This window comes from Micrococcus sp. APC 4021 (assembly GCF_030407635.1).
Lineage (GTDB): Bacteria > Actinomycetota > Actinomycetes > Actinomycetales > Micrococcaceae > Micrococcus > Micrococcus luteus.
Genome location: NZ_JASDCZ010000010.1, coordinates 1 through 15920, shown reverse-complemented (window position 1 = coordinate 15920; position 15920 = coordinate 1). Strand labels below are relative to the sequence as shown.

General features: G+C 75.9%; 14 protein-coding genes. 5 read left to right on the top strand and 9 right to left on the bottom strand.

The window, feature by feature from the left end:
• Positions 1 to 96 precede the first annotated feature (96 nt).
• A complete protein-coding gene (locus tag QL983_RS02015) occupies positions 97 to 2049 on the bottom strand; it encodes an APC family permease (protein WP_144820216.1) in 1953 nt (650 codons plus the stop codon).
• A 134-nt stretch (positions 2050 to 2183) separates the two neighbouring features.
• On the opposite strand from QL983_RS02015, the gene QL983_RS02010 reads away from it, so the two are divergent.
• Complete coding sequence (locus QL983_RS02010) at positions 2184 to 2885, top strand: TrkA family potassium uptake protein (RefSeq protein ID WP_010078554.1); 702 nt, start codon at positions 2184 to 2186, stop codon at positions 2883 to 2885.
• A complete protein-coding gene (locus tag QL983_RS02005; RefSeq protein ID WP_041104627.1) occupies positions 2882 to 3595 on the top strand; it encodes a TrkA family potassium uptake protein in 714 nt (237 codons plus the stop codon). Before QL983_RS02010 ends, QL983_RS02005 begins: the two co-directional genes overlap by 4 nt.
• Here the strand turns inward: QL983_RS02005 and QL983_RS02000 are convergent.
• From QL983_RS02000 to dut, 4 genes are read right to left on the bottom strand one after another with little or no spacing between them, the layout of a single operon-like run.
• Positions 3547 to 4251 carry a DUF3159 domain-containing protein gene (locus QL983_RS02000; protein WP_041104626.1) on the bottom strand — a complete coding sequence of 235 codons (705 nt, stop codon included), beginning with the start codon at positions 4249 to 4251 and terminating at the stop codon, positions 3547 to 3549. The genes QL983_RS02005 and QL983_RS02000 overlap by 49 nt on opposite strands.
• Positions 4252 to 4274: 23 nt before the next feature.
• The gene (locus QL983_RS01995) at positions 4275 to 4592 is read right to left on the bottom strand and encodes an OB-fold nucleic acid binding domain-containing protein (RefSeq protein ID WP_041104625.1); all 318 of its coding nucleotides are present in this window, start codon (positions 4590 to 4592) and stop codon (positions 4275 to 4277) included.
• Positions 4589 to 5365 carry a DUF3710 domain-containing protein gene (locus QL983_RS01990; RefSeq protein ID WP_230297436.1) on the bottom strand — a complete coding sequence of 259 codons (777 nt, stop codon included), beginning with the start codon at positions 5363 to 5365 and terminating at the stop codon, positions 4589 to 4591. The genes QL983_RS01995 and QL983_RS01990 overlap by 4 nt, the downstream gene beginning before the upstream one ends.
• A complete protein-coding gene (gene dut, locus QL983_RS01985; RefSeq protein ID WP_036382821.1) occupies positions 5362 to 5844 on the bottom strand; it encodes a dUTP diphosphatase in 483 nt (160 codons plus the stop codon). The genes QL983_RS01990 and dut overlap by 4 nt, the downstream gene beginning before the upstream one ends.
• A gap of 117 nt (positions 5845 to 5961) precedes the next feature.
• On the opposite strand from dut, the gene QL983_RS01980 reads away from it, so the two are divergent.
• On the top strand, positions 5962 to 6504 hold the full coding sequence (locus QL983_RS01980; RefSeq protein ID WP_230297437.1) for a DUF3093 domain-containing protein: 543 nt from the start codon (positions 5962 to 5964) through the stop codon (positions 6502 to 6504).
• Between the two features lie 19 nt (positions 6505 to 6523).
• Here the strand turns inward: QL983_RS01980 and QL983_RS01975 are convergent, their stop codons facing one another.
• Positions 6524 to 6823, bottom strand: a complete 300-nt coding sequence (locus QL983_RS01975; RefSeq protein WP_041104622.1) for a DUF4193 domain-containing protein — start codon at positions 6821 to 6823, stop codon at positions 6524 to 6526.
• A 291-nt stretch (positions 6824 to 7114) separates the two neighbouring features.
• Here QL983_RS01975 and sepH point away from each other — a divergent pair, with 291 nt between their 5' ends.
• Complete coding sequence (gene sepH, locus QL983_RS01970; RefSeq protein WP_123244104.1) at positions 7115 to 8539, top strand: septation protein SepH; 1425 nt, start codon at positions 7115 to 7117, stop codon at positions 8537 to 8539.
• Between the two features lie 30 nt (positions 8540 to 8569).
• On the opposite strand, the gene QL983_RS01965 is transcribed toward sepH, so the two are convergent.
• Genes QL983_RS01965 through QL983_RS01955 form a run of 3 tightly spaced genes read right to left on the bottom strand, consistent with a single transcriptional unit; the run spans position 8570 to position 13203 of the window.
• Positions 8570 to 9724, bottom strand: a complete 1155-nt coding sequence (locus QL983_RS01965) for a nucleotide pyrophosphatase/phosphodiesterase family protein (RefSeq protein WP_290151145.1) — start codon at positions 9722 to 9724, stop codon at positions 8570 to 8572.
• A gap of 23 nt (positions 9725 to 9747) precedes the next feature.
• Positions 9748 to 10416 carry a DUF5998 family protein gene (locus QL983_RS01960; RefSeq protein ID WP_036382843.1) on the bottom strand — a complete coding sequence of 223 codons (669 nt, stop codon included), beginning with the start codon at positions 10414 to 10416 and terminating at the stop codon, positions 9748 to 9750.
• A 57-nt stretch (positions 10417 to 10473) separates the two neighbouring features.
• Positions 10474 to 13203 carry a GNAT family N-acetyltransferase gene (locus QL983_RS01955; RefSeq protein ID WP_115166170.1) on the bottom strand — a complete coding sequence of 910 codons (2730 nt, stop codon included), beginning with the start codon at positions 13201 to 13203 and terminating at the stop codon, positions 10474 to 10476.
• A 48-nt stretch (positions 13204 to 13251) separates the two neighbouring features.
• On the opposite strand from QL983_RS01955, the gene QL983_RS01950 reads away from it, so the two are divergent.
• Positions 13252 to 15858: a DNA topoisomerase (ATP-hydrolyzing) gene (locus QL983_RS01950; protein WP_290151144.1), complete on the top strand. Its 2607-nt coding sequence runs from the start codon at positions 13252 to 13254 to the stop codon at positions 15856 to 15858.
• Positions 15859 to 15920: the final 62 nt, after the last annotated feature.

The following is a 15920-nucleotide window of genomic DNA, read 5'->3' as shown; positions in this document are numbered from 1 at the left end:
ATCATCATCCTTGCAGACCGATGCGGCTGTGTCGCCTCGATCGTGGGCGCGCCGTCGGACGGCGTCATCCGCCGCTCCCCGGGGGCGCCGGGGCGGTCAAGAGCCCTGGCCCTCGTGGACCTGCCACGGCACCGAGCCCACCATCACGCCCGGCTCCCGCTGCAGTCGCCGCGTCTGACGGGTGGCGGTCCGGTTGTGCAGGAGCGTGCGCCAGCCCGGCCGGACCACGTACTCCGGGATGAACACCATGGTCAGGTCCCGCGGGGAGCGGCGTCGGTGCTCGCGCACATGCCGCACCAGGGGGGCCACCGTGTCGCGGTAGGGCGAGGCGATCACGGTGAGCGACATCGGCAGGCCGGCACGCTCCCAGGCGTCGATCACCTCCAGGGTGGCGGCGCGCTCGGCGTCCACGACGACGGCCTCGAGGGAGGACGGCCGCGACGCGCGGGCGTAGGCCAGCGCCCGCAGCGCCGGCCGGTCCAGCGTGGTCACGACGACCACCACGTGGACCCGCGAGGGCAGGGCCCGCGCGTCGTCCTGGGGGTCCGGTGCGAGCTCGCGGTCCACGTCCGAGTAGTGGCGGCGGATCCGCCCCATCACCAGCGAGCCGAGCACGATCGCCAGCAGCGCCACCCACGCGCCCTGCGTGAAGCGGGTGACCAGGACGACGACGCCCGCCAGCGCCGTGACCACCCAGGCCACCGCCGTGATGATCAGGCGCAGCCGGACGGCCGCCCGGGCCCGGGCGCCCGGTGTGTGCACGAGCCGGCGGCGCCACAGCCGCAGCATGCCGGCCTGCGCGAGCGTGAAGGCCAGCAGCACGCCGATGACGTAGAGCTGCACGAGCAGGGCGGTCCGGGCCTCGAAGAACAGCACGAGTGAGAGGGCCACGGCCCCCATCCCGAGGACACTCCACGTGTGCACGAGCCGGTCGCTGCGGACCCTCAGCTGCCGGGGCAGGTAGCCGTCCTCGGCCACGCGCGCGGCCAGGGCGGGGAACGAGCGGAACGCCGACTTGGCAGCGAACAGCAGGAGCAGGGCGGTGGCCGCGATGGTGGCGACGGACAGGACGCTGCCCGGGCCGTACACGGTGTCCGCGAGCTGGGCGAGCACGGGGGCGGGGGCGCGGTCGGGCGTGACCTCCCCGCCCGCGGCGTCCCGGAGGTTCTCCAGCTCCAGCCCGACGACGACGCCGGTGCGCTGGGCCAGATGCATGACGCCCACGGTCAGCGCGCCGAGGGTGAGGGCCATCACGGTGAGCACCCACCGCACCGTGGGCACGGCCGGCCGGGCCATCAGGCGGGTGCTCGAGACCGGCACCTCGACGCCGGTGAGCAGCACCGATCCCGCGCTGAACGCGCGCAGGGCGAGCAGCGCCGTCGCCACGGTGCCGACGGTCCCGCCGACCCCGGCGCCCTCCTGCGTCCACCCGGCCGTCGGCGCCGCGCCGAGCAGCCCACGGCCCTCCTGCCACAGACCCGCCAGGACGAGCAGCGCGGTCAGGGCGACGAACACGCTCACGAGCACGGGCAGCACCCACCGGGACAGCCGCACCCCGCGGAGCGCGGCCAGCAGCACGCCCACGAGCGCGGCCGAGGCCACCAGCACGCGGCTGCCGACGGTGAGTCCGGGGGCCAGCGCCGCCACGAAGTGGGCGAAGGCGGCCACGGAGACCGCGGCGGTGAACACGAAGTCCAGCAGGAGCGCGGCCGAGGCGACGACGCCGGCCCTCGGGCCGAACTTCGTGCCGGCCATGTGGTAGATGCCGCCGTGCGGAACGGCGGCGACCGCGGCGCGGAAGGACACGACGATGAGCAGCATCACCGCGACGACGGCCCAGCCGACGGCGGGTCCGAGCGCGAGCGCGGACGTGCCGGCGGCGACCAGGGTGAGGATGATCTCGTCCGGGGCGTAGGCGAGGGAGGACAGGGCGTTCGACGACGTCACAGGCAGCGCCCGCCACCGGTTCATGCGGGGCTCGTCGGCGGCGTGCGACGTCACGGGGCGACCGAGGAGGCCGCGGCGCAGGAGGGAGGACAGCGTGGCCACCGCACCACGGTACTCCCGCCGGGCCCGGGTGCTGGGGCGACGCGGATACTCCCGGACGTGCCCGCCGGATGCGAGGATGGAGCCCGCGTCGGCTCCCCGGCGCACGGAGCACCGCACGAGAGGCAGGGACGGGCATGGCCCACTACGTGATCGTCGGCGGCGGACGGGTGGGCACCCGGCTGGCGGCCGCGCTGGACGCGGCCGGTCACGGCGTCGCCCTCGTGGACCGCGACCCGCGGACCGTGGAGGGGCTGGCCCCCGGCTTCTCCGGCGAGCTCGTGGCCGGCGTGGGCTTCGACCGCTCCGCGCTGCGCGCCGCCGGCATCGACCGCGCGCAGGGCCTGGCGGCCGTGACCGCGGACGACAACACGAACATCATCGCCGCCCGCGTGGCCCGCGAGACCTTCCACGTGGACCACGTGGTGGCGCGCATCTACGACGCCGACCGGGCCCGGCTGTACCAGCGCCTGGGCATCCCCACGGTCGCCTCGATCCAGTGGACGGCCGACCAGGTGCTGCACCGGCTGCTGCCGGCCGGCACCGCCGCCGCGGAGCACCGCGACGCCTCCGGCCGGCTGCTCGTGACCGAGCTGGTCCCCCACTCCTCGTGGTGGGGCCGCCGGCTGAGCGACGTCGAGTCCACGGTGGGGATGCGCATCGCCTACCTCACCCGGCTCGGCGACGGCCAGCTGCCCCGGCCGGGCGACCGCCTGCAGGAGGGCGACGTGCTGCACGCCGTCTACCCGGTGGACCGCCGGGACCGGGTGGAGGCCGCCCTGCAGGGCGAGGCACGCGTGCCGGACGGCGCGGACGAGGACGAGGAGGGACGGGCATGAGGGCTGTCATCGCCGGAGCGGGCGCCGTGGGCGCCTCCATCGCGCGGGAGCTGCACGCGCACGGCCACGAGGTGGTCGTCGTCGAGGCGCGCACGGACGCGGCCCGCAAGGCCGACGTCGGCGGCGCACGCCTCGTCCTCGGGGATGCGTGCGACCTGACCGTGCTCGAGCAGTGCGGCGCCCTGGAGGCGGACGTGCTCGTCGCGGCGACCGGCGACGACCGGGTCAACCTCGTGTGCTCCCTGCTGAGCCGCTCGGAGTTCGGCGTCGGCCGCACCGTGGCCCGCGTCAACAACCCGCTCAACGACTGGCTCTTCGACGAGTCGTGGGGCGTGGACGTGGCCGTGTCCACCCCCTCGATCATGACGGCGCTCGTGGAGGAGGCCGTGGAGACCGGGGACCTCGTGCGCCTGCTCAGGCTGGAGGCCGGCGGCGCGGCGCTGTCCGAGTTCCGGGTCCCGGCGGAGCACTGGCTCGAGGGCCGGCGCATCGGCACCGTGTCCTGGCCGCAGGAGGCTCCGCTCGTGGCGGTCGTGCGCGACGGTGCCCCCCGGCAGGCGTCGGCGGACGAGGTCCTGGAGGTGGGCGACGAGCTCTTCTTCCTGGCCGCCGGCTCCGCCGAGCCGGCCCTGCGTCGCCTCCTCGTCGGCGAGGGCCGCGCTCAGGGGCGCTCGGAGGCGGCGGAGTCCGCCGACACGCCGTCGTCCTGACCGGGCGAGCTGACGGACCAGGCGAGCCAGAGCCCCAGGGCATAGAGCGGCAGGCCCATCACCAGGCGGGCCACCCCGAGCGCGGTGACGGCGTCCCCGAGGTAGAGGGGCACCTGCACCGCCAGGCGCAGCGCGAACACGGCCACGAGGATCCAGGTGGCCGCGGCGTAGGCGCGGCGCCGAGGCCGGTGGGCCCGCCAGCGGGTGCCCTCGGCGCGCACGAGGCCGAGCACCAGGCCCGCCGCGGGCCAGCCCACGAGGGCGGACACCGCGAACGCGAGGCCGTAGGCGGCGTTGGTGACGAAGCCCCACAGGTAGTAGTCGCGGGCCTGGCCGGTGGTCAGGGAGACCACGACGGACAGGACGACGACGGCGAGGCCGGCCAGCACCTGGACCGGCGACTGGCGCTGGACGAGGCGCGCGACGCCCAGCACGAGAGCGACCGCGACGGCGGCCACGCCGGAGGGCCACACCTGCTGGGTGGCGACGTAGCCGACCATGTAGACGAGGGTGGGCAGGGAGGCCTCGACGATGCCGCGCCAGCCACCGACGCTGCCCAGCGCGTCGAGGCGGCCGCGCTCGTCCAGGCGGGCTCGAGACGGCAGGGGGCCGGCCCCGTCCGGGGCGGCGGTGACGGGGCCACGCGGCTCGGTCATGGGCTCTCCTCTCGGGGCCGTGCTCAGAGCGTGGCCTCGGGCGCGTCGACCAGGTCGAACTCGGGGTTGTGCAGGGTGGGCACGCCGTCCATCTGGGTGACGCGGCCGCGGACCGTCAGCCACTCCCCCGGCATGACGCCGGGCACGCGGCGCCGCCCGTGCCAGACCAGCTGCAGCGTCTCGGCGGGCGCCATGCTCCCGGGTGCGGGCAGGCGGTCGGCCAGGGCCGCGCGGAAGACGGTCGCCTCGTCCGCGCCGGGCAGCGTGACGGAGGCGATGACGCCGCGGCGCTCGATGCGGCCTGCGGCGCCGGTCGGGCGGGCCGCGACGGCGGGGCTCACCGGATCTCCGTGATCTCCGGACCGCGCTCGGGCAGCGCGGTGGTCTCCGGTGCCGCGCCGTCCCCCGGGCCGGCGGCGGTGTCCGCGAGCACGTCCCGGCCCTCGTCCGGGGCCGGGCGGCGACGCTGCAGCGGGCGCGCGTTGGGCGGCGGACGCAGGGGCAGCAGCTCGCGCGGCGGGAGCGGCTCGTCGCCCCGCACCACGACCAGGTCGGAGAACACCTGTTCCAGCGGCTCGGCGGCCTCCGGCTGGAAGGCGGCCTCGCCGTGGAACACGCCGCGCACGAACCAGCGCGGACCGTCCACGCCCACGAACCGGGCGACGTTCCACCCCGGCGAGCCGTCCGGCAGCGCCGCCGGCACGCGCGTGAGGATCTCGATGCCGAAGCGGCCGGTCTGCTCCTGCACGGTCGCGTGGGCCGTGGTCGACAGGGAGTCGTGCAGCTCGGCGCGCAGGTCGTCCCACAGACCCGTGCGGCGCGGGGCGCTGAACGCCTGGACCTGCAGCGCCGAGCGGCCGAGGCTGACGGTGGCGGCGACGATCCGCTTCGTCGCGTCCTCGACGTCGAGGCGCAGCTTCATGCCCTGGACCGCCCGCAGGCGCAGCGACCCCAGGTCGATCATGCCGGCGGGGTCCGGGCGGGTGGCGAGGTCGTGCGGGCCGACGTCGGCTGCCTCCGGCGCGGCGGCGATCTCGAGGTCGCGCTCCTCCAGCAGCTCGGCCGGCAGGCTGACCTGCTCGTGGCGCACGGTGCGGTTGCGTCCGAAGATCACGACGTCCTCCCAGGGGTGGTGTCGGCGGTGAAGCCGCCGGTCGAGCCGAAGCCGCCGGCCCCGCGCTCGGAGTCGGGCAGCGCGTCCACGGGCTCGAAGCGGGCCCGCACGACCGGCTGCAGCACGAGCTGGGCGATCCGGTCGCCGCGGCGCAGCACGATCGGCTCGGTCGGGTCCAGGTTGATCAGGGGCACCTTGATCTCGCCGCGGTAGCCGGCGTCGATGGTGCCGGGGGCGTTGACGACGCTCAGGCCGTGGCGGACCGCGAGGCCCGAGCGGGGGTGCACGAACCCCGCGTGGCCCTCCGGGATGGCCAGCGCCACGCCGGTCGGCACGAGGGCACGCTCACCCGGGGCCAGGGTCACGTCGACGGCGGTGCGCAGGTCCGCGCCCGCGTCGCCCGGCTGCGCGTAGGCGGGCGGGGCCAGGCCCGGATCGAGGGCGTGCAGGGGCACGGGCAGCTCGGCGGAGTCGGTCACGAGGCCCGACCCTACACGAGCACCCGTCGGCCCGGGGCCGCGTCGAGGCGGCCGGGCGGGCGCCCTTGCCGGTGCCGCGCGGCGGGACCGGAGTCCGGATGTGGGAAGCTGGGACCCATGCGTGATCCCCAGCAGCACCCCGTCGCCGATGCCTCCCGTCGCGCCCCCGAGGGCGCTGCGGCGGGACCCGATCCGGTCCTGTTCGAGGAGCGGTTGACGCCCTCCCCGGGGGTCTGGGCCGTGGCGCTCATGCTGGCGGCGCTGACGATCCTCGTGTTCGCGCCGATCGACCTCGGGGTGGGCATCGCGGCCGCCGTCGCGTTCTTCGCCGTCGAGGTCCTGATCCTGGTGGCCACCACCCCGCGCATCGTGGTGCGCGAACGCACCCTCCAGGTGGGCCGCGCCAGCATCGAACGGCACCACGTCGGTCAGGTCACGGGGTATCGCGGCGAGGACGCCCGGGCCCAGCGCGGCCCGCTGCTGCACGGGCTGGCCTTCGTGAACGTGCGCGGCTGGATCGCGCCCGTCGTGCGGATCCAGCTGACCGACGAGCGCGACCGCACGCCCTACTGGCTGACCAGCACCCGGCGTCCGGAGGAGCTGGTCGCGGCCCTCGGCGGGGCCATGGCCCGGCAGGAGGGGGCGGCCGAGGACCGCTGACCGCCCCGGCGGCGGGGGCTCAGCCCTCGCAGTCGCTGCAGTAGATCAGGCCGTTCTTCTCACGCGCGGCCTGCGAGCGATGGCGGACCAGGAAGCAGGAGGCGCAGGTGAACTCATCCGACTGGGCGGGCAGCACCCGCACCATCAGCTCTTCACCCGAGAGGTCGGCGCCAGGCAGCTCGAACCCCTCGGCGGCCTCCGCCTCGTCCTCGTCCACGACGGCGGACTGGGTGTCCGTGCGCCGTGCCTTCAGCTCCTCGATGGAGTTCTGGCTCAGCTCTTCCTCGTTCTTGCGAGGGGCGTCGTAGTCAGTGGCCATGGGGTTTCACGCTCCGCTGGTGGGGGACGGCACCGGGACCGGTGCCGGCACTGCGCGGACGGCGTCGTGGGCGGACCACGCGTCACCGGCCTGCGCCGTTGCGCGTAGATTGTGCACCATGGCCGAACCCGTGCCAAATGTTGACGGGCACGCTCGCCCAGGGCGGATTCCCGCGGCCGCTCGTCCCTCGCCCGGGCCGTGGTCTGCGGCCCGGCGGCTAGGATCGGGGCATGCCCGGCCGGGCGTCCACATGCCCGGTGACCAGAACACGATGTGGGAGGGACCACCGCCATGGCAGAGCTGCGACTGACCGGACCCACCGAGGACGGCGACGCGCTGCGCCTGTCGGGGCCCGAGGGTGAGGAGCACACGCTCGCCCTCTCCCCCTATCTGCGCCGGCTGGTCATCGAGGGCGCTGCGCCCGAGGCCGTGCGACCGGCCGAGGGCGGCCCCGCGGCCTGGCACGACATGACGGAGACGGACGTCCCCGGGACGGGCGACGAGGACGCCGAGGGACCGGTGGACGCGACGACGCAGGCCGACGATGCCGCGGAGGAGGGCGAGCGGGCTCCCGACGTGCCCTCCGGCCCGACCCGTCCGGACGAGGACCTCGCGCTCACCCCCCGCATCGACCCGCAGCCCGCGGCCGACGATGAGACCGCAGACGGCCCGACCCCGGCGCCGCTGACCGACCAGGAGTCCATCAAGGCCGCCGCGACCCACGAGGCCGAGCCCCTCACCCCCCGGGAGATCCAGCAGCGCATCCGTGCGGGCGCCTCCGTGGAGCAGGTCGCCCGGGAGAGCGGGAACGCGTTCTCGCGCATCCGCACCTACGGTCACCCCGTCCTGGCCGAGCGCGACTGGATCGCCCGACAGGCCCGCGCCGTCGAGGTCTGGGTCGGCGGGCCCGACCTCTACGCGGACCTCGTCCAGGACGGCGGCCCCACGACGCTCGGCGAGCTCGCCGCGCACCGACTCGCCGAGCTGGGCGTGGACGAGGCGAGCCTCGAGTGGGACGCGTGGCGCGAGGACCAGGCCGGCTGGACCGTGGCCGCCCGGTTCGCCGTGGCCGGCGCGAGGAGTCTGCCCACCCGCGAGGAGCCGCCGGCGCTCTGGACGTTCCGCCCGGCCGGACGCCACCTCGAACCCGAGAACGCCTGGGCCCGCGCCCTGTCCGAGGCGGAGGCCTGGGACCTGGTCCCCCGCGCCCCCGCGGCCGAACCGGTGACGGACGACGTGGACGCCGAGGACGCCGTGACCCCCGCGGGTGCGCACTCCCCGGCCGCCGACCGCGACGCCGATCTGCTGGAGATCCTGCGGGTGCGCCGGGGTCAGCGTGTGGGCGCGGACCTGGAGTCGGACGACGCGCTCGCGCACCTGATCGCTCGCGAGCACCAGGACCGGAGTCGGCGCGAGGCCGCCCAGGCGCCCGAGCGGCTCGCCCCGGTCGACGCCGAGGGGGCCCTGACGACCGCCGACGACGCCCCGGTCGTCGACGCGCCGGAACCGGCCGCCGAGACCGACCGCGCCGAGGACACTGCCGCAGACGTCGCGGACGCGGGTGTCGAGGACGAGGGGGCGGAGCCCGCGCCTCGCGAGCGTGCCGCGCGCCCTGCCATGCCGACCGTCACGCCGCGCCCCCGGGCCCGCTCGGCCGCTCGCCGCGCGTCCGTGCCCAGCTGGGACGAGATCGTCTTCGGCCGCAAGGGCGACTGACCCCGGCCCGGCCCCGGCCGCGGGGCGGGCTCAGCGGTGCCAGGTGAGCAGCGGGACCTCCCGCTCGGCGCGCGTGGGCGCGCCGTGCTGGCCCACCATCTCGAAGGCGTGCGGGGGCACCCGCCGGCCGTCGTAGAGGGCAAGATCCCCGTGCACGGCGACGAGCAGATCCCCGATGCGGGCACGGACCCGGTCCTCGACGACGGCGCCGAACCAGCCGGCGTCGACGGCCTCGTCCCGCGTGAGCACCCACGCGTGCGCCCCGTAGCGCTCGGCCCAGGTGCGCCGCACCCTCTCGCGCACGTCCGGACCCGCGTCGGACCGGAAGTGCAGCTGCACGAGGCGGGGCTCCCCCGCGGTGTGCGCGATCCCCTCGAGCAGCGCGGGGTCGGCGAGCTCCCCGGCCTCGTCCAGGGCGGCGTAGTCCACGCGGCGCGACGGCGGCACGTCGACCATGCCGTGGTCGCCGGTGGCGAGCACCACCGTCCCGGCGGGCACGCGGTCCACCAGGCGCCGCACCGCCGCGTCGATCTCCTCGAGGGCGTGCAGCCACCGTTCCGAGCCCACGCCGTCCCGGTGGCCGGCCTTGTCCAGCTCGTTGACGTAGAAGTAGACGAGCGTGGGCACGCGCGCGTCCTTCATCACGCGTTCGGCGGCCTGGGCGCGGGCGATCAGGGTGCGACCGGCCACGAACCGGCCGCCACGCAGCCCCGCCCGTGTCAGGGCCGAACGCTCGAAGGCGGGCAGCGAGACCGTGACGGCGTCCACGCCGGCCGCGGCGGCGCGCTCGAACACGGTGGGCTTCGGCTGCCACCCCACCGGGTCGGTGGCCTCGTCCCAGCCGCCCAGCTGATTGATCACCACGTCCCGGTCCGGGTCGAGCACGTCGTAGCCGGCCACGCCGTGCTCCCCGACGTCCAGCCCGGTGCCCAGGCTCGTGAGGGAGGCGGCCGTCGTGGTGGGCACGGCCACCTTGAGGACGCGGCCGCCGTCGGCCATCGCCGAGCGCAGCGTGGGGGCGTGGCCGCCGAAGCGCTTCAGCAGGGACCGTCCAAGGCCGTCCACCAGGGCGACGACCACGCGGCGGCCCGCCGGGACCGCGAGCGCGTTCTCACAGCCCGGGACACCGAGGGCGGCCGCGGCGGAGGTCAGGACGGAGCGCAGGGCACGGTCGGCGGGGACCACGCCCGCGGGGAGGGCGGGCCCCGTCACGTGGTGGCCGCCAGGTGGGCGCGGCGCAGGGCCCGGGCGAAGGCCAGGGCGCCGTCGACGGCCCCCTGCCCGTCGGCGTCGGCGGCGACGCGGATCACGAGGTCCTCGCGGGTGGCGGTGCCGGTGTAGCCGTGGTCGAGGTCGCACTGGGGGTCGGCGCAGCCGGCGGGCTGCAGGTCCAGTCGCTGGCCTCCGGCCCACATCAGCCCGAGGGTCATCTCGGCCACGGGGTCGGACGGCCGGAAGCGGGCGGGGTCGGCGTGGCCGGTGGTCAGGACCACGGAGCCGAGGGCGCGGACCGGGACCATCTCGGTGGAGACCTGGGCGAGGACCGCCTGGCCGGCCGGGTCGGCGGCGTGGTCGTCGAGGTGGACGGCCAGCAGGGTGTCCCCGGCGAGCACGAGGGCCGTGATGTGCCGGTGGATCTCCTCGTAGTCGAAGTGCGTGTCCACGTGGACGAGGTGCGCGTCCGGGGTGCGGCCTTCGAGCTCGACGGCGATGGCGTGCGCCACGAGGTCCGGGTAGAAGCCGGCGCGGACGAGCGAGGCGTCGAGGCCGCCGCTGCCGTCCAGGGTGCGGGCCTCGCGCTGCCGGCCCTCGGCCTCGGGGGCGTCGGGGCGGTGGTCGGGACGGCCGGGCTCGTGACTCCTGCGGAACGGGCTCATGTCCCCCATGCTACGGGTCCGGTGCCGGGCCGTCCGGGCCCGCTGTGGACGGCCCGGTCAGCGGCCGCGCAGCGCGCGCCGGGCCGAGTCGGTGCGGCGGGCCGCGTTGGCGACGTGCACCTCGGCCTGCAGCACCGTCACGCCCTCGGGGGCGGCCAGCACGGGCGCGAAGCGCAGGCGGGCGACCTGCGGCAGGTCGTCCTTGAGGACGCTGACGCGGCCCACGAGGTCCTCCAGCGCGGCGAGGTCGACGGAGGGCACCCCGCCGGTGCCGCGCAGCTTCACGGCGGCGCGGGGGGCGCGGACCATGCGGGCCACGTCCCGGTCCGTGAGCGGGGGCACGCGGTGCACCCAGTCCCCCAGCAGGTCCGTGGCGTCGCCGGCGATGCCGAAGGAGACCACGGGGCCCAGCAGCGGGTCCTCGAGCGCCGTGAGCATGCAGGCCTGCCCGGCGGGGGCCATGGCCTGGACCTCGAGCTCGCGCACGCCGAACGGCGCGAGCAGACGGCGCATGTGCTCGACGTTGCGGCGCAGGGAGTCGGCGTCCACCACGTTCAGGCGGACGCCGCCCAGGTCGAGTCGGTGCCGCAGGTGGGGGTCCACGGCCTTGAGCGCCACGGGGAAGCCGAGCCGCTCGGCGGCCGCCACGGCCTCGTCGGCGGTCTCGAACCGGGCCGAGGGCAGCACGGTGATCCCGTAGTGGCCCAGCAGCGTCTCGGTCTCCTCGTCGGAGAGCCGGACGAGTTCGGTGCCCTCGGCACGCGCGGCGGCCGCCTCCACGAGCTCCTCGGCCTCGTGCGGGTGCAGGCCGGTCGGTTCGAGCGGCTCGCCGACCTCCTGGCGGCGCCAGTGGACGTAGTCCGCGAGCGCGCCGAGCACGGTCATGGCCTGCTGCGGCGACGGGTAGAAGGGCAGACCGGGCTGCAGGGAGCCGGGCTCGGCGTCGTCACCCACGGGCCCGGTGGCGCCGAGCGTGGCGCCGCGGTAGCGCGGGGAGACGACGTCGGTCAGGCAGCCGAGCACGGGGATGCGGGCGTCCCGGGTCGCGTCCGCGAGGGCGTGGGCCAGCCGCTCCGGCTCGTCGTCCGCCTGGTGCAGGCCGAGGCGGGCCAGCACCACGACGGCGTCGGCCTGCTCGTGGCGGACGGCGTCCCGGACGGCGGAGACCAGCGTCTCGGCGGGCGGGGCGATGCCCTGTTCGCTGCCGACGAGGCCGACGGTGGCCGTGACCTCCAGCCCGGCCTCGGCCGCGGCGTCGCGGCCCAGCCGGTCCAGGGCGAGCGAGTCGGCCACGAGGACGACGCGGTGGCCCGTGGGCAGCGGCTGGCTGGCCACGGCCATGAGGATGTCGAGCATGGCCTCGTGCGTGTGGGCCTCGAGCACGCCGGTCTGGTCGAGCATCGAGTCCACGGCGCCCTCGGGGGCCTGGGTGGTGCGGGTCTCGTGGCCCGGGGGCAGGAAGCGCCCGGTGACGTCGGAGCGGACCACCACGACGGGCTTGGTGCGGGAGAGCCGCCGGGCGATGCGGGAGAACTTGCGTGGGTTGCCGAACGACTCGAGGTACACACCGACGGCGGCGGTGTGGGGGTCCGCCTCGAAGAACTGCATGGCGTCGTTGCCCGAGACGTCCGCACGGTTGCCGGCGCTGATCGAGGTGGAGATCCCCACCCCGCGGCGCTTGACGCCGGCGGAGACCATGGCGCCGACGGCGCCGGACTGGCTGAACAGCCCGACGGGGCCGCGCTGGGCCAGGCCCGGGGACGGGGAGGCGTTGAGGCGGATCGCGGGGTCGGTGCGGACCAGGCCGGCCGAGGCCGGGCCGATCACGCGCATGCCGTGGGCGCGGGCGAGGGAGACCAGGCGGCGCTGGGCCTCGAGCCCCTCGGCGCCGGCGTCGGCGTAGCCCGAGGTGAGGACCACGAGGCCCTGGGCCCCGGCCGCGGCGGCCTCGGGGATGAGGGCCTCGACCTCGTCGGCGGGCACAGCGACGACGACGAGGTCGACCGGCTCGCCGATGTCGGCCAGGGAGCGGTGGGCGGTGAGGCCCTGGACGTCCTCGGCGGCGCGGTTCACGGCGTGGACGGCTCCCGTGAAGCCCGCCTCGAGGACGTGGCGCAGCACGAGCGAGCCGACGGCCTGCGGATCGCGGGAGGCGCCGACGACGGCCACGGACGCGGGCTCGACCAGCTCGGCGACGCTGCGGGACTCGGCGCGGTGCTCGCGGGACTCGACGACGGCGCGCCACCGGGCGGTGGGGTCGATGGGGAACTCGACGGCCACGACGCCGTCCTCGAAGCGGCGAGTCACCTCGAAGCCGGACTCCTGGAACACCGAGAGCATCTTGCGGTTCTCGGGCAGGACCTCGGCGGTGAAGCGGCGGATGCCGTTCTCGCGGGCGGCCACGGCGAGGTGCTCCATGAGGATGGAGCCCAGTCCGCGGCCCTGCGCGGCGTCGGAGATGTTGAAGGCGACCTCCGCGGCGTCGGAGTCCCCGTAGCGGTCGTAGCGGCCCACGCCGAGCAATCGGCCGCCGCGGGTGATCACGAACGCCACCCGGTCCCGGTGGTCCACGTGGGTGAACCGGTCCAGGTCCTTGGCGCTCAGCTCGGACTTGTACGTGAAGTAGCGCAGGTAGATGGAGTTCTCGGACTGCCCGGCGTGCATGCGCTGCAGCTCGGCGGCGTCCTCGGGCGAGATGGGCCGCAGGTGGGCCGTCGCACCGTCACGGAGCACCACATCGGCCTCCCAGTGGGAGGGATATCCGCGGACGGCTTCGGTCTCACCCATAGGATCACTGTAGACAATCCCCGACGCCGTGAGGACTCCCCGACCACCATGATGGCCCGTTCATCCCGTTCCCGCCCCGCCGAGCAGGACGCCCCGCGCCCGCTGCCGCTGGAGCAGGAGAACATCGTCGACGTCGACGTCTCCGAGGAGATGGAGGCGTCCTTCCTCGAGTACGCCTACTCGGTGATCTACTCGCGCGCCCTGCCGGACGCGCGCGACGGCCTCAAGCCGGTGCAGCGGCGCATCCTCTACATGATGGCCCGCATGGGCCTGCGCCCGGACCGCGGCCACGTCAAGTCCGCCCGTGTGGTGGGCGAGGTGATGGGCAAGCTGCACCCCCACGGCGACGCCGCGATCTACGACGCGATGGTCCGCCTCGCCCAGCCGTTCTCCCTGCGCCTGCCCGTGGTGGACGGGCACGGCAACTTCGGCTCGCTCGACGACGGCCCCGCGGCCCCGCGCTACACGGAGGCCCGCATGGCCCCGGCCGCCCTGGCGCTCACCGCGGACCTCGACGAGGGCACCGTGGACTTCGTCCCCAACTACGACAACCAGCTCCAGCAGCCGGCCGTGCTGCCCGCCGCCTACCCCAACCTGCTCGTCAACGGCACCACCGGCATCGCCGTCGGCATGGCCACGAACATGGCCCCGCACAACCTGCGCGAGGTCGTGGCGGGCGCGCGCCACCTGCTCGCGGACCCCGAGGCGGACCTCGAGGCGATCATGGCCCACATCCCCGGCCCCGACCTCCCCTCGGGCGGCCGGATCGTGGGGCTCGACGGCGTCCGCGACGCCTACGCGACCGGCCGCGGCACGTTCCGCATGCGGGCCGCCGTCGCCGTGGAGCAGGTCTCCGCGCGTCGCACCGGCCTGGTCGTCACCGAGCTGCCGTACGGCGTGGGCCCCGAGAAGGTCATCGAGCGGATCAAGGCCGGCGTCGACGCGAAGAAGCTCAGCGGCATCGCCGACGTCGTGGACCTGACGGACCGCAAGAACGGGCTGCGCCTGCAAATCGAGCTCAAGTCCGGGTTCAACCCCCAGGCCGTGCTGGCCGCCCTGTACCGGCACACCCCGCTCGAGGAGACGTTCGGGATCAACAACGTCGCGCTCGTCGACGGCCAGCCGCAGACCCTGGGCCTGCTGCCCCTGCTGCGGGTCTACGTGGACCACCGTCTGGACGTGGTGCGGCGCCGCACGGGGCACCGCCTCGGCAAGCACCGCGATCGTCTCCACCTCGTCGAGGGCCTGCTGCTGGCGCTCGTGGACATCGACGAGGTCATCGAGATCATCCGTTCCTCGGACGACACGGCGGCCGCGCGCACCCGCCTCATGGGCGTCTTCGACCTCACTCAGGTGCAGGCCGATCACATCCTGGAGCTGCGGCTGCGCCAGCTGACGAAGTTCTCCCGCATCGAGCTGGAGGCCGAGCGCGACGAGCTGCAGGCCGCGATCGCCGAGCTCGAGGCGATCCTCGCCTCCGACGCGCGGCTGCGGGAGGTGGTCTCGGCCGAGCTGCAGGCCGTCGCCGACGAGCACGGCGACGACCGGCGCACGGTCCTGCTCGAGGCCGAGACCGCCGCGGCCCCCGCCGCCGGGCCCGCACCGTCCGGGCCGACCCCCGCCGGCGCCGCTGAGGCCGGGGCGGACCTGATGGTCCCGGACACGGCGTGCTGGGCCCTGCTCTCCACCTCCGGACGCCTGCTGCGCACCGCGGACCGCACGCCGATCGCCCCGCAGGGCCGGCGCCGCAAGCACGACGCCTTCGCCTCCGTGGTCCCGACGACGGCCCGCGGTGAGATCGGGGCCCTCACCTCCGCCGGCGCGCTGCACCGCCTCCAGGCGGTCGACCTGCCGGTGGCCGGCGAGCCGTCCGCGGCCCCCGCGATGACCGCGGCCGTCCCCGCCGCGGAGCTGGTGCCCCTGGCCAAGGGCGAGACGCTCGTGGCCCTGGTCCCCCTGGACGCCGTCCTGGCGCTGGGCACCGCCCACGGGGTCGTCAAGCGCGTCCGGCCGGAATGGCCCCTGAACCGCCAGGTCGTCGACGCCGTCGCCCTGAAGGACGGCGATGCGGTGGTCGGCGCCGCCCCCGCCCCGGACGAGGCCGACCAGCTCGTCTTCCTCACCCGCACCGGCCAGCTGCTGCGCTACGCCGCCTCCGCCGTGCGCCCCCAGGGCCCGGCCGGCGGCGGTGTCGCGGGCATCCGGCTGGCCGCCGGGGACACGGTGCTCGCGTTCGGGGTGGCCCCCGCCGCCTCCCTCACCGAGACCGGTGCGGACGCCGCGGCCCACCCGCGGCCCGCCGTCGTGGTGACCGTGACGGACGGCGAAGCGGACGTGCTGGGCTCCGCCCCGGGCTCCGTCAAGGTCACGCCGCTCGGGGAGTATCCGGCCAACGGCCGCGGCACCGGCGGCGTGCGCGCCCACCGGCTGCTCAAGGGCGAGAGCGGCCTCGAGCTCGGCTGGATCGGCGCCGCGCCCGCGCTCGCGGCCTCCCGGGCCGGCGTGGCCCGCGCGCTGCCGATCGAGTACGGGCGCCGGGACGGCTCGGGCGTGCCCGTGGACCAGCGCATCGAGGCCGTCGGCGCCGGCGCCTCCCCCGAACTCGTCTCGGTCCCGCCCGCCGAGGACGACGCCGTGGCCGTGTCCGCGGACTGACCCCGGTCCGGGGCGAGCCTGTTCGCCTCGGGCCGATCGACGCCCCGGATGGGCGCCCCGCC